Annotated in this window: 20 protein-coding genes and 2 pseudogenes; 11 read left to right on the plus strand and 11 right to left on the minus strand. The window is 41.2% G+C overall.

From position 1 onward, the window contains the following. Nucleotides 1-6 precede the first annotated feature (6 nt). A complete protein-coding gene (locus tag FTU42_RS06115; protein ID WP_180075066.1) occupies nucleotides 7-1497 on the minus strand; it encodes an amidase in 1491 nt (496 codons plus the stop codon). A 48-nt stretch (nucleotides 1498-1545) separates the two neighbouring features. Next, nucleotides 1546-2975 (minus strand): annotated as a pseudogene (locus FTU42_RS06120) (diguanylate cyclase). 317 nt (nucleotides 2976-3292) lie between these two features. Here FTU42_RS06120 and FTU42_RS06125 point away from each other — a divergent pair. Beyond that, nucleotides 3293-3736 (plus strand): hypothetical protein, encoded by a 444-nt coding sequence (locus FTU42_RS06125; RefSeq protein WP_005096827.1) that lies wholly within the window; start codon nucleotides 3293-3295, stop codon nucleotides 3734-3736. 58 nt (nucleotides 3737-3794) lie between these two features. Here FTU42_RS06125 and accC read toward each other — a convergent pair whose 3' ends face one another. From accC to aroQ, 3 genes are read right to left on the minus strand one after another with little or no spacing between them, the layout of a single operon-like run. Further along, on the minus strand, nucleotides 3795-5162 hold the full coding sequence (gene accC, locus FTU42_RS06130; RefSeq protein WP_180083167.1) for an acetyl-CoA carboxylase biotin carboxylase subunit: 1368 nt from the start codon (nucleotides 5160-5162) through the stop codon (nucleotides 3795-3797). Nucleotides 5163-5180: 18 nt separating this feature from the next. Beyond that, entirely contained in the window at nucleotides 5181-5597 is a 417-nt protein-coding gene (accB, locus tag FTU42_RS06135; protein ID WP_005096830.1) for an acetyl-CoA carboxylase biotin carboxyl carrier protein, read from the minus strand. Between the two features lie 16 nt (nucleotides 5598-5613). Then, a complete protein-coding gene (aroQ, locus tag FTU42_RS06140; RefSeq protein ID WP_005096831.1) occupies nucleotides 5614-6069 on the minus strand; it encodes a type II 3-dehydroquinate dehydratase in 456 nt (151 codons plus the stop codon). 914 nt (nucleotides 6070-6983) lie between these two features. Here aroQ and ybaK point away from each other — a divergent pair. From ybaK to FTU42_RS06155, 3 genes are all read left to right on the plus strand, one after another. Continuing rightward, the gene (gene ybaK, locus FTU42_RS06145) at nucleotides 6984-7451 is read left to right on the plus strand and encodes a Cys-tRNA(Pro) deacylase (protein ID WP_074382819.1); all 468 of its coding nucleotides are present in this window, start codon (nucleotides 6984-6986) and stop codon (nucleotides 7449-7451) included. A 172-nt stretch (nucleotides 7452-7623) separates the two neighbouring features. Then, nucleotides 7624-8877, plus strand: a complete 1254-nt coding sequence (locus FTU42_RS06150; RefSeq protein ID WP_180083168.1) for a YncE family protein — start codon at nucleotides 7624-7626, stop codon at nucleotides 8875-8877. A gap of 62 nt (nucleotides 8878-8939) precedes the next feature. Continuing rightward, entirely contained in the window at nucleotides 8940-9425 is a 486-nt protein-coding gene (locus tag FTU42_RS06155) for a hypothetical protein (RefSeq protein ID WP_180075062.1), read from the plus strand. A gap of 112 nt (nucleotides 9426-9537) precedes the next feature. On the opposite strand, the gene FTU42_RS06160 is transcribed toward FTU42_RS06155, so the two are convergent. The 4 genes from FTU42_RS06160 to tusD are packed head-to-tail and all read right to left on the minus strand — an operon-like array spanning nucleotide 9538 to nucleotide 10931. Beyond that, a complete protein-coding gene (locus FTU42_RS06160) occupies nucleotides 9538-9849 on the minus strand; it encodes a TusE/DsrC/DsvC family sulfur relay protein (protein ID WP_005096835.1) in 312 nt (103 codons plus the stop codon). Nucleotides 9850-9863: 14 nt separating this feature from the next. Continuing rightward, entirely contained in the window at nucleotides 9864-10148 is a 285-nt protein-coding gene (locus FTU42_RS06165; RefSeq protein WP_005096836.1) for a hypothetical protein, read from the minus strand. Between the two features lie 19 nt (nucleotides 10149-10167). Beyond that, complete coding sequence (locus tag FTU42_RS06170) at nucleotides 10168-10518, minus strand: hypothetical protein (protein ID WP_074382816.1); 351 nt, start codon at nucleotides 10516-10518, stop codon at nucleotides 10168-10170. Nucleotides 10519-10562: 44 nt separating this feature from the next. Then, a complete protein-coding gene (tusD, locus tag FTU42_RS06175) occupies nucleotides 10563-10931 on the minus strand; it encodes a sulfurtransferase complex subunit TusD (protein WP_005096839.1) in 369 nt (122 codons plus the stop codon). A 71-nt stretch (nucleotides 10932-11002) separates the two neighbouring features. Between tusD and FTU42_RS06180 the strand changes: the two genes are divergently transcribed. The 7 genes from FTU42_RS06180 (at nucleotide 11003) to FTU42_RS06210 (ending at nucleotide 17381) form a co-directional block, all read left to right on the plus strand. Further along, on the plus strand, nucleotides 11003-12013 hold the full coding sequence (locus FTU42_RS06180; RefSeq protein ID WP_074382815.1) for an NAD-dependent epimerase/dehydratase family protein: 1011 nt from the start codon (nucleotides 11003-11005) through the stop codon (nucleotides 12011-12013). Nucleotides 12014-12148: 135 nt separating this feature from the next. Next, nucleotides 12149-13543 carry a class II fumarate hydratase gene (gene fumC, locus FTU42_RS06185; protein ID WP_005171036.1) on the plus strand — a complete coding sequence of 465 codons (1395 nt, stop codon included), beginning with the start codon at nucleotides 12149-12151 and terminating at the stop codon, nucleotides 13541-13543. A 126-nt stretch (nucleotides 13544-13669) separates the two neighbouring features. Further along, nucleotides 13670-14161 (plus strand): hypothetical protein, encoded by a 492-nt coding sequence (locus tag FTU42_RS06190; RefSeq protein ID WP_180083169.1) that lies wholly within the window; start codon nucleotides 13670-13672, stop codon nucleotides 14159-14161. A 462-nt stretch (nucleotides 14162-14623) separates the two neighbouring features. Next, nucleotides 14624-15226 (plus strand): nitroreductase family protein, encoded by a 603-nt coding sequence (locus tag FTU42_RS06195; RefSeq protein WP_005171034.1) that lies wholly within the window; start codon nucleotides 14624-14626, stop codon nucleotides 15224-15226. 129 nt (nucleotides 15227-15355) lie between these two features. Continuing rightward, nucleotides 15356-15718, plus strand: coding sequence for a hypothetical protein (locus FTU42_RS06200; protein WP_005171032.1), 363 nt, complete (start codon nucleotides 15356-15358; stop codon nucleotides 15716-15718). Then, nucleotides 15719-16087: a hypothetical protein gene (locus tag FTU42_RS06205; RefSeq protein WP_180083170.1), complete on the plus strand. Its 369-nt coding sequence runs from the start codon at nucleotides 15719-15721 to the stop codon at nucleotides 16085-16087. It abuts the gene before it with no gap. Nucleotides 16088-16619: 532 nt separating this feature from the next. Further along, complete coding sequence (locus FTU42_RS06210) at nucleotides 16620-17381, plus strand: alpha/beta fold hydrolase (RefSeq protein WP_180083171.1); 762 nt, start codon at nucleotides 16620-16622, stop codon at nucleotides 17379-17381. Nucleotides 17382-17388: 7 nt separating this feature from the next. Here FTU42_RS06210 and FTU42_RS14870 read toward each other — a convergent pair whose 3' ends face one another. Together FTU42_RS14870 and FTU42_RS06225 are read right to left on the minus strand one after the other, a co-directional pair. Beyond that, nucleotides 17389-17922 (minus strand): M15 family metallopeptidase, encoded by a 534-nt coding sequence (locus tag FTU42_RS14870; protein WP_257225552.1) that lies wholly within the window; start codon nucleotides 17920-17922, stop codon nucleotides 17389-17391. A gap of 146 nt (nucleotides 17923-18068) precedes the next feature. Continuing rightward, a pseudogene (locus tag FTU42_RS06225) lies at nucleotides 18069-18263 on the minus strand (ISNCY family transposase); the annotation flags it as partial.

Here is an 18263-nt window from a genome sequence, read left to right on the forward strand (position 1 = left end):
TTGACATTAAATACGGATTTTTGAGTATTGCTCAAACCACGGCTGTGCCTGCTCCAGTTGGGCCGCAAGTTGGAGCAGTAGATCTTCACGTGCAAACGGCGCAATAAACTGTGAACCGAGCGGCAGGTTCTGGTCATTCCAGTACAGCGGTACCGACATCGCTGGAAGGCCGGTAATATTGGCGAGCTGGGTAAAGGGCACCCATTTCAGATTTTCTTTAACAATCTTATCGACCAGTTTGCCTTGTGCCAGCAAATGTGCTTTACCCACATTCAATAAAGCTTTTAAAATTGGTTTTTGCCAAGCAGGTGTTTTGACCTCACCATTTTTCGGAGCCACTGTCGCCGTTGCAGGCGTCAAATACAGATCATAATCATCAAAGAAATGATTCATCTGGGTTACATACTGACCCCAGTTATTTAGGTTCTGAATATAATCCAGCGCGCTGGTCTTGGCTCCGAAGGCGGCCAGTGCCAAAGAGTCCAATTCAAAATCATTCGATCTAGACGGATAGCTTTTCTGGATTTCATCCAGCATGAAAGAAAACTGGCTAAACCATGTGGTAATAAAATCCTTGGCCAACTGCATCCCATCAATCGCTGGACGGTCTTCAATCACTTCATGACCCAGAGACTCTAGTAGTTTTGCTGTATGTTTAATAGCTTGAATTGCATCCTGAGAGACAGGTGTGCCAATCGTAGAATAAGTGCTAAACGCGATTTTCAGCTTCTTGGGTGGCTGCTGAATCACATCCAGATAATGATGTTGAGGACGTTGAATTTTAAACAGTGAACTATGATCTTCACCATGAGTAGCATCCAGCATTGCAGCACTGTCACGCACCGTTTTGGTTAATACATGCTGAATCGCAGCGCCATGCATGGCCTCACTCATTTGCGGCCCCCAGGGGGTACGGCCACGACTTGGTTTTAGACCAAACAGCCCGCAATATGAAGCGGGGATACGTATCGAACCGCCGCCATCGCCTGCACCCGCAATTGGTACAATGCCGGCAGCCACAGCAGAAGCCGAGCCACCCGATGAGCCGCCGCTATTATGTTGTAAATTCCATGGATTTTTACAGCTACCCCAGGCATCTGGTTCGGTAATCCCTTTAATGCCAAATTCAGGCGTATTGGTACGGCCAAAAGTGACAATTCCAGCTTTTTCCCAACGATTGACAATCTCGGCATTGGTTTCGGCAATATAACCGATCCGTTTTAAGCCCTGACAGCCATAAGAGGTTGGATAACCTGCATATTCCTGAAACAGGTCTTTGACCAGAAAAGGCACACCGGCAAAAGGTCCGGATAAATTCTGCTGGGTCCGTTTTAATGCATGCTCATGCATGGGAATAATAATAGCATTCAGTTCGGGATTGGCAATTGAGCTACGCTCTAAGGCAGCGGATAAAAGTTCACTGGAATGTACCTGTTTATTGGCGACCAGTTCAGCCAGTCCTAAACCGTCATATTGTAGATATTCTTCTAATTTCATTGCCATTCCCTAGCGTTAATGCTGTTCAAGGTTGTAGATGATTTTAGTTTAAGATGCAAGTACCACCTGATTACGTCCACGATGTTTGGCCTGATATAAGGCCTGATCCGCAATATTGATCAGGTGTTGCAGGTCTTGTGATTGTGGTTCATTTTGATGGGTAATCCCTACACTCACGGTAATGTAGAGATCTGAACCATCTGATTGATGCATCGGGGTTTTTTCTACACGTTTACGTATGCGTTCTGCAATATCCTGAGCCTCAAAAGGCTCGGTGTTCCAGAGTAACAGCACAAATTCTTCCCCACCAATTCGTGCAAACAGATCTTCAGCACGTAAATTGCAGCGAATGATTTCCGCAAAATGTTGCAGCACTTTGTCACCGACATGATGGCCAAAATCATCGTTCAGACGTTTGAAATGATCAATATCCAGCATGATGACCGAAAATTCCATTCTGTTGGCATATTGCAGTAAATATTCACCTTTCTGAAAGAAAAAATGACGGTTCATGGTGCGGGTCAGACTGTCATGATTGGCCAGATAGAGAACCCGTTTAAACAACTCATTGCGGTTTTGACTAATAATACAAAGAATAAGCGGCGATAAGGCCAGCATAAACAGCCCGATCCGGAGCGAAATATAAATCGTAGAATTTGCCAAGGTGTCATGCGTTGTGGCATAAAACTGCGTCAGGCTGTAATAGGTTAAAATAATCACAAACGCATTAATCAGTGTCATGCTAAACAGGCGATAGGTTAATGCGGCCCAGATAAGCGCAGCCAAAGGATAGAGCAGGGCGCCCGGACCTGAAAAAATATTGGTGATGATGACACAGAGTACGACTGTAGCTGCGGGCAGAAAATAACTGAAATGATGAGGCTTTTGACGGCGGTTTTTAAACAGATACTGCATATCCTTGATTCTGGGAAAGGCCAGAACCAAAGGTAATACCACGATATAATTGACCATCTCGCCCGTCCACCATAGACCAAAATCAATCCATAAGTTTTCTTTGGTCATGAATGTATTGGGTAAGTTTGGCAGGGTGGCAACTGCAAAAGCAGCGCTGGCCAGACAGCCGGCAAATGCGAAGATGCCAAATAAATGAATAAAGGTATAACCGGTATTGTAGTATTTATAATTAATCTTGAAATAACGAATAAAAATATCGAGACAATGGTACTAATCAGATTGGAAAGTGTAAGAAACAGGCTTTGCAGCAGACTGTTGCCTATGACCAGATCTGCAAACATAAAAGCACTGAATGCACCCAGCCAGCCACCCAGATGATTTAAATGTGGAAAACGCAGGAATATGGCCAGTAAGGCAGCATTGGCTGGCCAGATCAGGGCGAGATAGCCGAGTGGCCTGGTTGCGATCCCAATAAAACAACATACTAAAACAGCGAACACAATGACAAAATAAGCATAGGTTTCATGATTTAATTGTTGTTCTGTTATTCGAGCCAATTGCAAATTTAAAATCCTATATTTAAATTTTTAAGTGTGAATGATCACTTTGTTTAGCAAGTAAGTCTGATTTTATATATACAGTTATTTTTTGATTAATCTGTTATTAATACATGATGTTAAGATTGTTATATACGAAATATATACAAAATAAACTGGAAAAGAAATCCATGTTTTTAAACAATATGATAAAAACTTTATGGACTCAGATTTAAACTGCTCCAGAGTGGGATACGATTCTGAAAAAATATGCTAACTTAGAATCAATTGTTAAAACGATGCCGGTAAATATGAAAAAAATATGTCTTAGCCTTATCTTACTCATGAGCTCACCTTGGCTAATGGCGACAGAAAATAAAAAACCAGCGGAAGTTTCTGCTAAAGCTGCTGAAATCCCAAATACATTTACCGTGAAAACCCGGCCTGAAATTGTGGGGTTGTGGGGGATGGAAATTCCGGATAATAAAAAATGTATCGAATATTATAATTTTAAAAGCAATAATAATGTCGTAATTAAAAGTGGTGAAGAGTGGACTTCAGGATTATATGATTATCAGCCTGCACAGGATCCGACCGTTCAGATTCCCGCACTGATTCTTCAGGTTAAATATGATAATAATGAAAAAGACTGCTCAGGCAATCAGGTTGATCAATCCGGTGAAATTTCCCAGTATTTTGTGAAATGGCAAAATCCGTACACGATTAATTTCTGTGCCAATGACAAGGCCGAGCAATGCTTTGCCGTGCTCAGACGTGTATTACCATAAATGAATCATCAACATAAAAAAACCGCTGAATTTCAGCGGTTTTTTATAAGCTTTAAGCTTATTGAGCTTTCTCTTCAGCACCTTCTAGCTGTTTCAACAAATGTTTTTCCAGATAATGAATGTCCATCGCCTGTTTGCAGAAGTTTTTATCCTGAAGGATTAAATCTTTGTGCAAAGGAATGTTGGTTTTAACACCAGTCAAAATCATTTCTTCCAAGGCATTTCTCATGCGAGAAATAGACGTCTCACGGTCCTTGCCATGCGAAATCAGTTTGGCGATCATCGAGTCATAATACGGCGGAATGCTATAGCCTGGGTAGATGTGCGAGTCTAAGCGGATACCTGCGCCGCCTGGTGCATAGAAGCTCTCAATCTTGCCGGGTGAAGGCAAGAAGGTTGATGGATCTTCTGCGTTAATACGGCATTCAATCGCATGTCCTAAAACCTTGACATCTTCTTGCTGAATATCGAGACCTAAGCCACCAGCAATACGCAATTGCTGTTCGATAATATCAATACCGGTTACCATTTCAGTTACCGGATGTTCAACCTGAACACGCGTATTCATTTCAATGAAGAAGAATCCATCATCTTCAAACAGGAATTCGAATGTACCTGCACCACGATATTGCATCAGTTTACAGGCATTGACACAGGCTTCTAGAATATCGGCACGTGCTTGCTCTGGTAAGTTCGGTGCTGGCGCTTCTTCCAGTACTTTTTGATGGCGACGCTGTAGCGAGCAGTCACGATCATAGAGATGAATCGCATGGCCATTACCATCAGCCAGTACCTGTACTTCAACATGACGTGGCTTTTGCAGGAAACGTTCCATATAGACCGTATCATCACCAAACCACATTTCTGCATCACGCTGTGCAGCCTGAACAGATTCCAGCAGGGTGTCGACATTTTCGACGATACGCATACCACGACCACCACCACCAGAAGCAGCTTTGACAATCAGCGGGAAACCGATCTCTTTCGCTTCGGCGAGTGCATTGTGAATGGTTACGGCATGGTCGCAGCCCGGTACAGTTGGTACACCCGCTTTTTTCATGGCAATAATGGCAGAAACCTTGTTCCCCATTAAACGAATATGTTCTGGACGTGGACCGATAAAGATAAAACCAGAATTTTCTACGATTTCAGCAAATTCAGCATTTTCAGCGAGAAAGCCATAACCAGGATGGATGGCATCTGCGCCAGTAATTTCAGCAGCTGTAATAATCGCAGGAATATTCAGGTAGCTGTCACTGCTCGCACCCGGACCGATACAAACGGCTTCATCACAGAAACGCAAATGCATCAGGTCTTTGTCTGCGTCAGAATAGACACCTACGGTTTTGATCCCTAAAGTTCTGCAAGCCCGGGTGATGCGTAAAGCAATTTCACCACGGTTTGCAATTAAAACTTTTTGCAACATTATAAATCCCCGGGGTGATTAAGCGCGGTAGCGGAAAAGTGGTTGGCCGAATTGAATCACTTCACCATTTTTCACTAGAATTTCTTCGATCACACCACTTTGAGTTGCTTCAATCGGGTTCATGATTTTCATTGCTTCGATAATACCTAAGGTATCACCAGCAGAAACGGTTTGACCCACTTTGACAAATGTCGCTTCGCCTGGGCTTGGTGCAGAGTAAAACACCCCAACCATTGGAGATGTTTCAACAGCACCGCGCGGAGACTTCGCCGCAGGTACTTCAGCTGCAGGTGCAGGCATTGCAGGAACAGCCGCTGCAACCACTGGATTACGACGAGTTAATGCAATCGATTGATCGCCTTCTTTAACTTCGATCGCCTGTAAGTCAGATTCAATCATCAAGTCGATGAGTTTCTTGATTTTACGGATATCCATGAGACAGTATTCCTAATTAAGATTTTGTAGAAGATTGTATTTTTTCAATGACATAGTCGAGCGCAGCAGCATAGCCTTTTGCACCCAGACCACAGATCACGCCGATGGCTTTATCGGACAAGTACGAATGATGTCGAAATGCCTCGCGTGCATGGACGTTTGACAAATGGACTTCAATAAAAGGAATGGCGACACCAAGCAGGGCATCGCGAACCGCAACAGAACTATGTGTCAATGCTGCCGGATTGATAATGATATATTGTACGCCGTCGAGTTGGGCTTGATGAATTCGGTCAACGATTGCGCCTTCCCAGTTGCTTTGGAAGGTATCGAGTTGTAATGTGGCCTGTTGAGCCTGAGCAGTCAGTTGCTGATTAATATCGCCAAGCGTAAGATGACCATAAACTTCTGGTTCGCGCTTTCCAAGCAAATTTAAATTCGGTCCATGAATAACCAAAATGGTCGAACTCATCCAGCATGCTCCAATTAAAAAGTATCGAGGTTTGTTTGCAAGATAGCTGCAAACTCTGCTTATTATTGCATGATTTTCTACATGACTATTTATAATTTCTTTGAATTGACGTAGAAAGCATATCCTAAACAGTGGCGCTATAATGAAAACTTTGCAGAGATTTGGCAATGTTAAAAAATTACAATTCGCAGGGTATTCAGATTGTTTTCATTGTAAACCCAATTGGCAAAAACAGTTAATATCCTTTATGTAACTGTATCTTCATGTTAAGGATCAGCTCTGCTGTTTGATCATATTTTAATCTTGCAAAAATTCATGTCTGGCCAAAACGATTAGGACATTCAATCGAGAGATCCTTGACTTACGTGAGAGGATGACTAGCCTAACTTTGCCTTTAACCGTGCTTCCCTTAATGTCAAAATCTCATCTTGAAAAGATGGAGAAATACTTAAAAAGGCAAGATAAGACAATATGTTAATAAGCTTATTTTAATATTTTAGTCTGTGTTTTTATATGCATTTTATTACAAAATACCAGATAAAAATGAGTTACTTCAATTTAGAGATCAGTTTTATGTTCTGTTTCTAAATTTATAAAGCTGACTAAGAAACAGACATCGAATTTAAAGAGATTTATAGCGAAGGGTTTGGAAAAATTTAGATTGTCGCTATCTTGATGAAATGACGAATATGTTCATTTCAAAGCATTCTAAATCGCTAGGCACAGGCGCATCTGATATCTAGATAGTGGCAAAAACACATATCTTTGTTGGTATTTTGCACGCCACTTTCTTTGCAAAAAATCTCAGAAACAGCTTGTAGTCATGCATATGGAGCAGAGGTATGGGGCAAAAACATTAACTTCTTGAGCGAATATTTATATACTAAGGCGATCAGACTTGAGCCAGAAGTATTATGACACCTGCATGTAAACTCTTAAAAACTCAAAAAATTGAATATAGTATTCATGAATATGAACATGATGCCAATGCGAAAAGCTTTGGTTTAGAGGCTGCAGAAAAATTAGGATTACAAGTCGAAGAAGTCTTTAAAACGCTATTGGTAACGGATGAAAAACAGTATTTCGTTGCCGTGTTACCAGTCAATCATCAGCTTAATCTAAAAAAAGTAGCGGCAGCTTGTGGTTGCAAGAAACTGCAAATGGCAGATCCGAAACATGCCGAACGTTTAACCGGTTATCTGGTCGGTGGAATCAGTCCAATCGGACAAAAGAAGCGTTTAAAAACAGTCATTGATGTATCGGCAGAAAAGCTCAATAAAATATATGTGAGTGGCGGTAAAAGAGGCTTGGATATCGGACTGAAACCGGCTGATCTTGCCAAAGTGCTGAATGCACAGTTTGTCGATGTGCTGGATGTATAAGGTCAAATTCCCCTGAAGATTTATATGAATAGCGTTTGAAGTGATCTTTTTTTGGTCGGAAAAATCAGCAAATCATTTTATACCTTTGTATATTAGGTCACGAATAAGCACAGCGGAAATGTGCGCAATAAAGAATTAAAAATAATAAAAATGATTATGCGGAGCATAAAGGATGAAAGTTCAAAATAAAAAATGGCCACGATTCTGTCTGACCTTATCTGCAATGGCGATGCTGTCTGCGTTTCCGAGTGTACAGGCCGCTTCTGCGCCTTCAGCTGCACCTGCCAATTCACAGCAGGTTTTCTTTGTCGGAAACAACTGGGATGGCACAGTGACTGTGATTCGTCCATCGGGTGATTTTGGCAAAATTGGCGTCATTAACATGATTCCTGACCGTAAAGAGCGTCTCAAAGAAATTCATCTCAATCCAATCAAGCTGATTGCCTATACCTATATTCAGGCCACAGCGGGCGAAGGTAATGATCAGTTGGTCGATGATATGTACTCGACGCCAGATGGTCAGTCCATCGTGGCATCGCGTCCAAGTTTCGCCGATGTGGTCTCTATTAGTATCAAAACAGGCAAGATGAACTGGCGTACACCGGTTGAAGGTTTTCGTGCCGATCACATGGCGGTTTCGCCAGATGGTCAACGCGTGGCGGTGTCAGCATCTTCAGGCAATGTGGTACATGTCCTGGATATTCACACTGGCAAAGAGTTAGGGCGTTTTGCTACGGGTGATAAACCACATGAAAATATCTACTTCGATGATGGTAACAAGATCCTGAACTCCGCGATTGGCAATGTTGAAACGTCAATGGATGCACAGTGGCAGGATTTCACCAAAGGAAAACGCTACATTAGCATCGCGGATGCCAATACCCATCAAGTGCTGAGAAAAATTGATTTCAGACCTGCACTCGATGCATTTGGTCGCAAGGATTTATCCAATTCAGTTCGCCCAATGGTATTTAGCAAGGATGAAACGAAACTTTATGCCCAGGTTTCATTTTTTAATGGTCTGATTGAGTACGATCTGAATCAGAACAAGATTAGCCGGATCGGACAGCTCCCTGGCAGTGATAGTATCCCGAAAGACCGGACAAAATGGGTCAATGATTCGCGTCATCATGGTTTGTCAATCAGTGCTGATGGTGAAAAGCTCTGTGTTGCAGGAACCATGGATGATTATGCCACGATTGTAAATCGTAAGACGCTGACTGCCGGCAAACTGATTCCTGCCGGCAAACCCTATTGGGCAACGCGTAGTCCAGATGGTAAAAGCTGTGTGATTTCCGAAAGTGAAACCGATGTGGTGACCGTGATTGATTTTGCCACAGGGGATAAAGTGCTCAGTGTACCAGTTGGGAATCATCCACAACGTGTCCGGATCGGCTATGCACCAATAGACTGGTCAACGCCGTAGTCGAGCAACGATATAGGCAGCGTTTTGATAAGAGCTGTCTTTATTGGGTTGAGGAGATCAAGATGAAAGATAAGACCGTTCTTTTATATCTCATCATCGGATTACTCTTGTTCGGCATTTTGGTGGCTATTGCTTACCAGATACGACAAGACATCTATCGGACTGATTTTGCCAATCAAGTCCAAGCCCATCGTGATCAGGTTGCCCGACTTGAAAAATCATCCAGCTATATGTCTCTGAGTTTTAAGAGCAATAGCCAAAATACACAGGCTGAACCAAATAATGTAGCTACAAAGCAAAGCCTATTGTTAAAGCAACAACAGTTATATCTAGACTTTGCTCAAATCATCAGTGCTTTAGGTCAGGGGCAACAACCAGATCCTAGACAGGTCAGTTTGCTGGTTAGTCTACAGCAGACGCTGGTAGAAGCTAAACTGGTGACTCGAGACGAGGCGAAAGCACAAATTGAGTTTCTGCTGAAAGTTCTGCCAGAAATGGATCATGAATTGCATCGGGCTTTGCGAACCTTAGAACAAATCCGAAGTTGAGGAATTCAAGCCACGAATATCTTTTATTATTTTAGATGTGAAAATTGCTTTCATAAAAAAGCCCAAATGAGAATTCAGGCATTTAGATATAAGTATTGAAGACAGCGTACTTTTATAAACAATTTGCAGGCTTGGGTACGCCGGCCAAACGGCTTAAATGCCGCGCGACCAGACCCGTATTAAACTTTTCCTGAAGCATGGCATTGTTGATGTCAGCACTAACCGTTTTCATTAGGAATTTAATTAAGGGACGTGTGGCCGGTGAATGGCCAAACTGCTGATAGAACTGACGCACTGCTTGCAGAATTTCAAAATGCCACGGGGTTAAGTTCAGTTCCAGGTTATTGGCCAGGACTTGCGCGACTTCTTCATTCCAAATGGTGTAATCGATCAGATGACCATCTTGATCCAGTTCTAAATTCATATTTAACTCATTGATTATTTCATTGAAATACAGCGATTAAACCCGAGGCAAAGATCTGCAAAATCGGCAAAATCGAGAAGCTTGACCTGATCCGGCAAAGGCTGTGTCAAAAGCTCTGCATCATTTTCCAGCATGTAAATTTTCGGCAAATTTTGTAGAAATGAATGCTCCAGCTGTAATACGGCTTCACCCATCAGTACGATCTGATCAACTGGGGTATAAATTTGAGCGAGTTGTTCCAGAATCTGCGCCGTTGCCGCATAGTTCGATTGGATCAGATAAAGTGTGTGATTTGACATTTTATATATCCTTTATTCCTTACCAATACAGCACATGATCAAAGCCTTGAATAAACGCTGGGCTTAGCTCAATAAATTCAATCTCTTGTTCGTTCTGAGCCACAAAGGGCGAGTTCTGGTTTTTCTGTTCAATCAGAATTGGAGTGAGGTCATAAAACTCAAAACTGTCGACCATATTTGATGCCAGTTTAAAGGCATGTTGTAACTGATCAAATTGCAGTTCTGAGCGTAGAAGACTAAGACCTGCACCTTGTAGCAGAACTTTCACTTCCGCACCAAATGTCGCCAAAACCATGGTCGCAGACAGGCTTTCATGCACTTGCAGGCTGGTCAGATTGGCTTGGGTTAATATAACAAGTACAGATTTCACACAAGATTCCTTGGAAAAGCAACACATTCTAAAAAATGGAACATCTAGAATTGAATCAGACGTTGTGAGGATTGAACAGCATCGGCAAGTTCACCTAAACCGACCAATTCAAAGGCATCCGCCAGATTATGCTGCTGAATATTGTGACGTTGAGCATTGTCCTGATCTGTAATCCCTCGCGCCAGTGCTGCACTTACACAGACCGGTAGGCGAATATTGAGTGCTTGCCAGGCATGTGTAAGATGACGTTGATCGTCGGGCACCCATTGCAGTGCATTTGCGACCGACACGCCGTCCTGATAAAAGAATACGCGGAATTCTTGGTTTTTGTTGTGTAATGCCTGCGCCAAACCAAGGGCATGCCAGGCATAAATAGAAGTTGGTGCGGAGGTAACAAGAATTAAGGTGCTCATCGAAATTCACTACAGGCTTGATCAATAGCAACAGCTTGATCTGGGCTTCATCAGAAAGTAGGTAGTATACAATGATTTTAGTGACGGGTGGATTAGGCTTTTTAGGCTCACATATTGCTTTAAGTCTGTTAGCACAAGGATTAGAGGTCATTGTGGTCGATAATTTGGCCAATGCCAATTTGCAGACGCTGGAGCGACTTGAATATATTTCCGGGATGTATGTGCCTTTTATCAAAATTGATATTCGCAATACGCCTGCATTAAACAAAGTATTTGAACAGCATTCGATTCAGGCTGTAGTACATGCTGCCAGTTTTAAGTCGCTAGAAGAATCAGTATTAAAACCCCTTGAATATTATAATGATAATGTCAGCTGTATTATGAGCTTAATGCGCGCCATGCAACGTACCGGCGTACGGCATCTGGTGCATTTATCCAGTCTGGCAGTCTATGGACAATCCGGTACGGATCTCAATGAAGATCTACCTTTTAACTATACTTATCCCAATCCCTATATTAAATCGCAACAGATGGTTGAGGAAATTATTCGGGATACTGTCAAAACAGATAACGAGTGGCGCATTGCTATCTTAAGACTATCTAATATTAGCGGCGCCTTCGAGCATGGTGTCCTAGGCGAGGCGGTGCCACCTTTACCGAAAAATATTGTGCCTTTGGCAATGCAGGTCGCTGCGCAGCAGCGCGAATATCTGGAATTACGCCGTCAGGCTTATACTGCGGATGGAACAGTAGAGCGGAGTTTTCTGCATGTGGCAGACAGTTGTGATGCGGTGATTAAATCCTTGCAGTGGCTATGGCAACAACAGGAATTAAAATGTGAAGCCTTCAATATTGCTGGAACGCTCATTTCGATACAGGATTTGTTGGATCAACTGGCAGAAGTGACCCAATCTGCAATTAGAACAGTCGATGCCTTGCCTTATCCTCATGCAGAGCTTGACCAGCTAGGCGCGAATATTGAAAAGGCACAGCAGATTTTGCATTGGCAACCGCAACGTTCACTGAAAAAGATGCTTGAGGATGAATGGCTATTTTATCAAAATATACTGAGAGGACAGTAAATGAGATAAGTAAAAAATATTTGATAATAATTATCATTTACATATTTAATATAATCGATTACTTTTAATCAATCTAGCAAAGTATCGTGATAGATGCTTTTAAAATCAGCGATATGTAAAAAATTGAGGTTGAACATGCAAACACGTATTGAACATGACACCATGGGCGAAGTGGCTGTACCGAGTGAGGCTTTATGGGGCGCTCAGACCCAGCGTAGCTTGCAAAACTTCAAGATCGGCAATGAACGCTTGCCACGGGCAATGATTGGTGCAATGGGACTGGTAAAAAAAGCTGCAGCCTTGACCAATGCTAAACTGGATCAGATTCCTCAAGAGCTGTCGGGCTATATTGTGGATGCAGCAGATGAGGTGATTAGCGGGCAGTGGGATAGCCAGTTTCCACTGGTGGTCTGGCAAACCGGTTCAGGCACGCAAAGTAATATGAACTGTAATGAGGTGATAGCCAATATTGCCAATCAAAAATTGGGCAATCATTTAGGTGCGCAAAAACCGGTTCATCCAAATGATCATGTCAACCGTGCCCAATCGACCAATGACTCTTTCCCGACTGCGATTCATGTCGCAGCGAGTTTGCAGATTAATCAACTTCTTATTCCAGCGCTTACCCGTCTACGCGATACCTTGCATGCAAAATCTTTAGCCTTTGCCGATATTGTCAAAATTGGCCGGACGCATTTACAGGATGCGACACCTTTAACCCTAGGTCAGGAATTTAGTGGTTATGTATCCCAACTTGATCATGGCTTGATTCGCTTACAGCAAGCTTTACTGGGTTTGTATGAGTTGCCATTGGGCGGGACGGCTGTTGGTACAGGTCTAAATGCCCATCCTGATTATGCAGTTCAGGCCGCAGAGACACTGGAGAAGCTGACAGGTCTACCATTTGTCACTGCTCCGAATAAATTTGAAGCTTTGGCCGGCCGTGATGCTGCGGTATTTGCTTCAGGCGCATTAAAAACCCTTGCAGTCAGCCTAAATAAAATTGCCAACGATATTCGTTGGTTAGCCAGTGGGCCTCGTTGTGGATTTGGTGAACTGCGTATTCCTGAAAATGAGCCAGGTTCAAGCATTATGCCGGGTAAGGTCAATCCGACGCAAAGTGAAGCCATGACCATGGTGGTGGCGCAAGTGCTTGGAAATGACACCACGATTAATGTGGCAGGTGCATCGGGTAACTTTGAGCTGAATGTGTTTATGCCTGTGATTGCCTATAACTTACTGCAATCCATCCAGCTCTTGGGCGATGCCTGTAATAGTTTCAATGATCACTGCGCCGTAGGTATTGAGCCGAACCGTGACAAGATTGATCATTTCTTGCATGACTCATTAATGCTGGTCACTGCATTAAACCCGGTGATTGGTTACGAGAATGCAGCCAAGGTTGCCAAAACTGCCTATAAAGAAGCTAAAACCTTAAAGCAGGTGGCTGTTGAACTTGGTTTAGTCACGGCTGAACAGTTTGATGAGGTGGTGCGTCCTGAACAGATGGTCTCACCAAATGTAAAATAAAGCGTTTAAGGCTTTTATTTTCAATCTTTCAGCCTGTTTTATCATGGAATTGTCAGCAGTGGTTTTTATCTCAGGCAGAGTTGCGTACAATAGAACTCGATGAGATTAACCACTGATGATTGTTTTATGCTTGATATTTGTTTAACAGATGTTCAAAGAAAGGTGCAATTCAAGGATTATCCAGGTGAGCATCCTGTTAAATTTATTCTGAATTTTAAAAAGATTTTTCCAAGTGTCATGGAACTTCTTTTGCCGGTGCTTCCAGATGATGAAAATCTGGAAGAAATGTCTTGGGAATCGACCAGCGATGACTTTGAGACTTTCCAAATGTTGTTAACCGGTTGGGGCATTATTGAACTGCGTTTAAAGGCGATTAGCCAGTTTAAAGATAAAGCATTTGCGGATCGTTTGGTTAAACAAGCCCAGCAAAAACGTAAGGACTATCAAAAGCAGCAGGCAAAACTGAGCACAGTTGAACTGGACTATCTGTTTATGCAGGAAATGCATGCACTGATCGATGCAGAACTGGTTGAACTAGGTGAGAAATTCTATTTACCGACACTACGTGAGCTGTGGAAAAGTAAAGTATCAGCTCAAATTTTGAATGCAAAATTTTAATTTAAGTTTATAGTTCTCATTGCTAAAAATTAGTCCTCCATTCTTGGGGGACTAATTTCATCTGTAGCCTAAGCTTTCCTTCATGATCGGAGATGCTTGGAAATAGCCTAAGCTATATTATTAGATTCTCTTTAACAGGGGTCTTCAAAAAATAAACCTTATAAAAATAATGATTCCTAGAATTTCGCCCGAGAACAGAGCAATATAGCCCACTATTTATCCTAAAGTATTTTCATTGGGCAGTAATTTTAACCTTTGTTTAAAAAATAGGTGAAAAGAATTAGTTTTAGCTAAAAAATATATAAAAATATCAAGCAAATAGCCTGGTAATTCTGTCTATTATTTTTTAATGTATATAAGTTTTATTTTTAGATAAGCTAAAAGTTTAATTGATTAGCTATGCTTCACAAAAATAGCTAAAGGTTCCAGTTTTCCCGAAGATATATCCCAGGATTTTTAAAAATGTCGAATCAGTTTTTAGATTTAATTACTAAACGCCGTACTATTTATGCCATTGGCAAGAATATTGAACAATCTCCTGAACGTTTAACTGATTTAATTCAAACTGCAATTAAACAAAGTCCATCTGCTTTTAATTCCCAGTCTTCACGCGCCGTCATTTTATTCAACACAGAACATGAAAAGTTTTGGGGCATCGTTGCAGATAAATTAAAAAGTTATGCAAAAGATGAAGCAAGTGCAGCAAAAACCACTGCTAAAATGGCCAGCTTTGCTGCTGGTGTAGGTACGGTATTATTCTTTGAAGATCAAACAGTGGTACAAGCGTTGCAGGAGCAATTCCCGTCTTATGCGGATAACTTCCCTGTCTGGGCAGAGCATTCTACTGCGATTGCGCAATTTGCCACATGGACAGCATTACATACTGAAGGCCTAGGTGCATCTTTACAGCATTATAATCCGATCGTAGATGAGCAGGTGCATGCTGAGTGGGACATTCCAGCCAACTGGAAGCTTCGCGCACAGCTGGTCTTTGGTTCAATCGAAGGCGAAACACATGCCAAAGATTATCTTGCGGACGAAGAGCGTTTTAAAATTTTCAAATAAGCCTGAAATTCATATCTGCGCTTAAACAATTTTAAGCGCAGATATTTTAACATCTCGACGAAATCCTCATCAGCATTGCTAAAATTCAGTTAAAATAGCGTGCTAATGCAAATAAATGAGTAATATCGAATGTCGAAAAACACGCAAAATCTATCACCTTTACAAGAACTGATCGCAGAGCAAAAGTTACTTTGTGAAGAAGTAGGCTCAGCTTATGTTGAAGTCACGGGTGATGATGTTGTTGCTGTGGCCGTACATACCTTAAAGCAGGATCCGATAGTTGGTATTCGTAAAAAGCCTGAGACAGCGGAAAATATCAGCTGGTATATTTATGGCGGAGAACCTTCAAGTGAAGATGCTTTTGAAACGATGACCGTACGTGAATTACAGGACATCGCACCAGAAGTATTACCATATCTTGCTCTGGAAACAGGTTTTCGTTTCATGATTGATGCCGATGATTATGAAGATGTCTGGAAAGAAGAAATCTAAATGCTAAAAAAATCATCTTTCATTTGTGCAGGATTGTTATTCTTACTGAATAGCATGGTCTTTGCAGAACCACTTTCACAAAGTGCGTATGACCAGTTTATTTTAGAACAAACTAAAATCGTCAATGAAACCAAGCACATTTTAGATGAAGATGATCCAAAGGCCGATGCCAAAACCCAACGTCAGGCTTTTTGTAATCGACTGAAAGCCTATCAGGACATTCAAAAAGTTTCTGAAGAAAATAACAGTCTGGATATGGCGCCCATGATGGCTATGGTCGCCAAAAGTTTTCTTGATCGACAGGATCAGAGCCTGAGTAAATCAGGAATGACCACCACCTTATTCTGTAAAAATAGGGATGTTGAATAGGGCGAGTGGTACTTCTTCTCATCACGCATTAATGAAAATAAAGAGAATATTATTATTTTAATCTTGGCTGGATTTTGACCAAAAAATATCATCTTAAATAAGATGCATCTATCTGTAGGGTTTTTTGTAAAGTTAAACTAAAGTATAAGCATGATTGTTACTCATTATCCCGGGGATATATCCGGGAAATAAGAAAATTGATAACTATAATTTAACAATTAAACTTTAATATTTTTCTAAGCTTTGTCGAGAGATCTTTTAATACTGCATAATATTGTTGCTTGATCATGTCACACATAAGCATTATAGAAATGACTTCATAACGAATAGCGTGAATTTTGTCTTCATACATAAATGAATGGTACTCCAAGCAGGGTAGTGAAGTTATATCTTATATTTATGCTACAAAACTAATCCTGTTATATTTATAAAATAGCCTAAGCAAATTTTTATTTTAAAAATTTGGCAATTGATTAATTTTCAATATCAACCCACTATTAACAATTAAATCAAGAAATCACGGAATTCTCAAATGATCCTTAACTATCAATTACACCATCATGAAACTTCAACAGTATCTCCAATGATCTTTATTCATGGTTTATTTGGTAGTTTGAGTAATTTAGGAGTATTGGCTCGACATTTTTCTGAACAGAGAACCGTGATCCAAATTGATGTGCGTAATCATGGTCTTTCTGGTCATAGCTCTGATATTAACTATCAGCTCATGGCAGAAGATGTATTGGAAACTTTATCCAGTTTAAATGTTCATAAGTTTGTCGTTGTTGGACATTCTATGGGTGGGAAAATTGCTATGAAACTGGCAGATTTAGCTCGTGAACAGACTGAAAAACTCGTCGTCCTTGATATTACACCGATCCAATATCATGAAAATCATCATGCTGAAATTTTTCAAGCCTTATTTGCAGTACAGCAAGAAAATGTTGCTTCACGACTGGAAGCAGCAAAAATTATGCGTAAATATATTCATGAAGAAATGGTGATTCAATTTTTATTAAAATCCTTTAATAAAGGGCAGTGGCTGTTTAATGTTCAGGCTTTATTTGATCATTATCCAGATATTATGGCTTGGGAAAAGGTCGAAAAAATTAATCGGCCAGCCTTATTTCTGCGTGGTGGTGATTCTTTTTATATCTCAAAACCAGAACATTTTGCAGCAATTAATGAACAGTTTTCTCAGGCAAAAATTGAAGTTATTGAAAATACCGGTCATTGGCTACATGGTGAAAAACCAGATGAAGTCATTAAATACATGCAAGCATTCCTTAATTAAGTAATATTTACGGATGTAATGTATGTACCTGTAATTGACCTTCATGGATCAGTTGATGCGCCATCTCAGCAGTTTTCTTTAAACCGGGCATACGATATTCAGTATGTCCGAAATCTTTAATGGATTTCCAGCGGCCGCCCCAGGTCAAACCCACCGATTCAGCGACCTGACCATATAATTCATAACCGCGCATGGCCCAAGGATCACGTTCTGTAATGACTACTTTGCCATGCCGTTTAAAGGCAATATCTGCAGCCAATCCAAATGCCAAGGTAGGTCCAAATCCCAGCAGATGTTCAGAAATAATGGAAAGACATTGCGATTTTAATAAATCGTCATGGCGACGATGGCCAGGTTGACCACGGCTGGCATGCGCCATACCTGAAACACCATCTTGATTGAGCTTCTGCAATAACCGGGTAATTTGACGGGTGGAAAGATTCAGGATTTCAGCAGCACGGACTTGGGTAATACGATGATCTCGAACGTCTTGCAGAACTGCAAGACGTTGAATTTCTTTGTCAGACATAGTGATCAGCATCTATATTTCATATCCAGTCCATGATGTTTAAACCATCATAAACTAGACATTTTTATTGGTGAGAATATAGACATTTTGAATGGGTTCTAACAAAGGCTGTTATTCCCAAGTAGAAATGTCCTACCTAATAACCAAATAGAAATGTCCTATATGGACAATTCCAAGTCAAGCACAGGATTTAGATTTCGTTCTTTGATTGCTATTTTCTGTGCACGTCTGCTTGGCATCTTTTGAGAACGATTGCGTTTGTTTTGTTGTTCCAGTTCTTCATGCTGTTGTTGGATATGATTCAGAACAGCACCCAACCGTTTATTCTCAACAATCTCTCGCTGATTCAGCTG

It is taken from the genome of Acinetobacter sp. YH12102, assembly GCF_013419125.1.
GTDB lineage: Bacteria > Pseudomonadota > Gammaproteobacteria > Pseudomonadales > Moraxellaceae > Acinetobacter > Acinetobacter pseudolwoffii.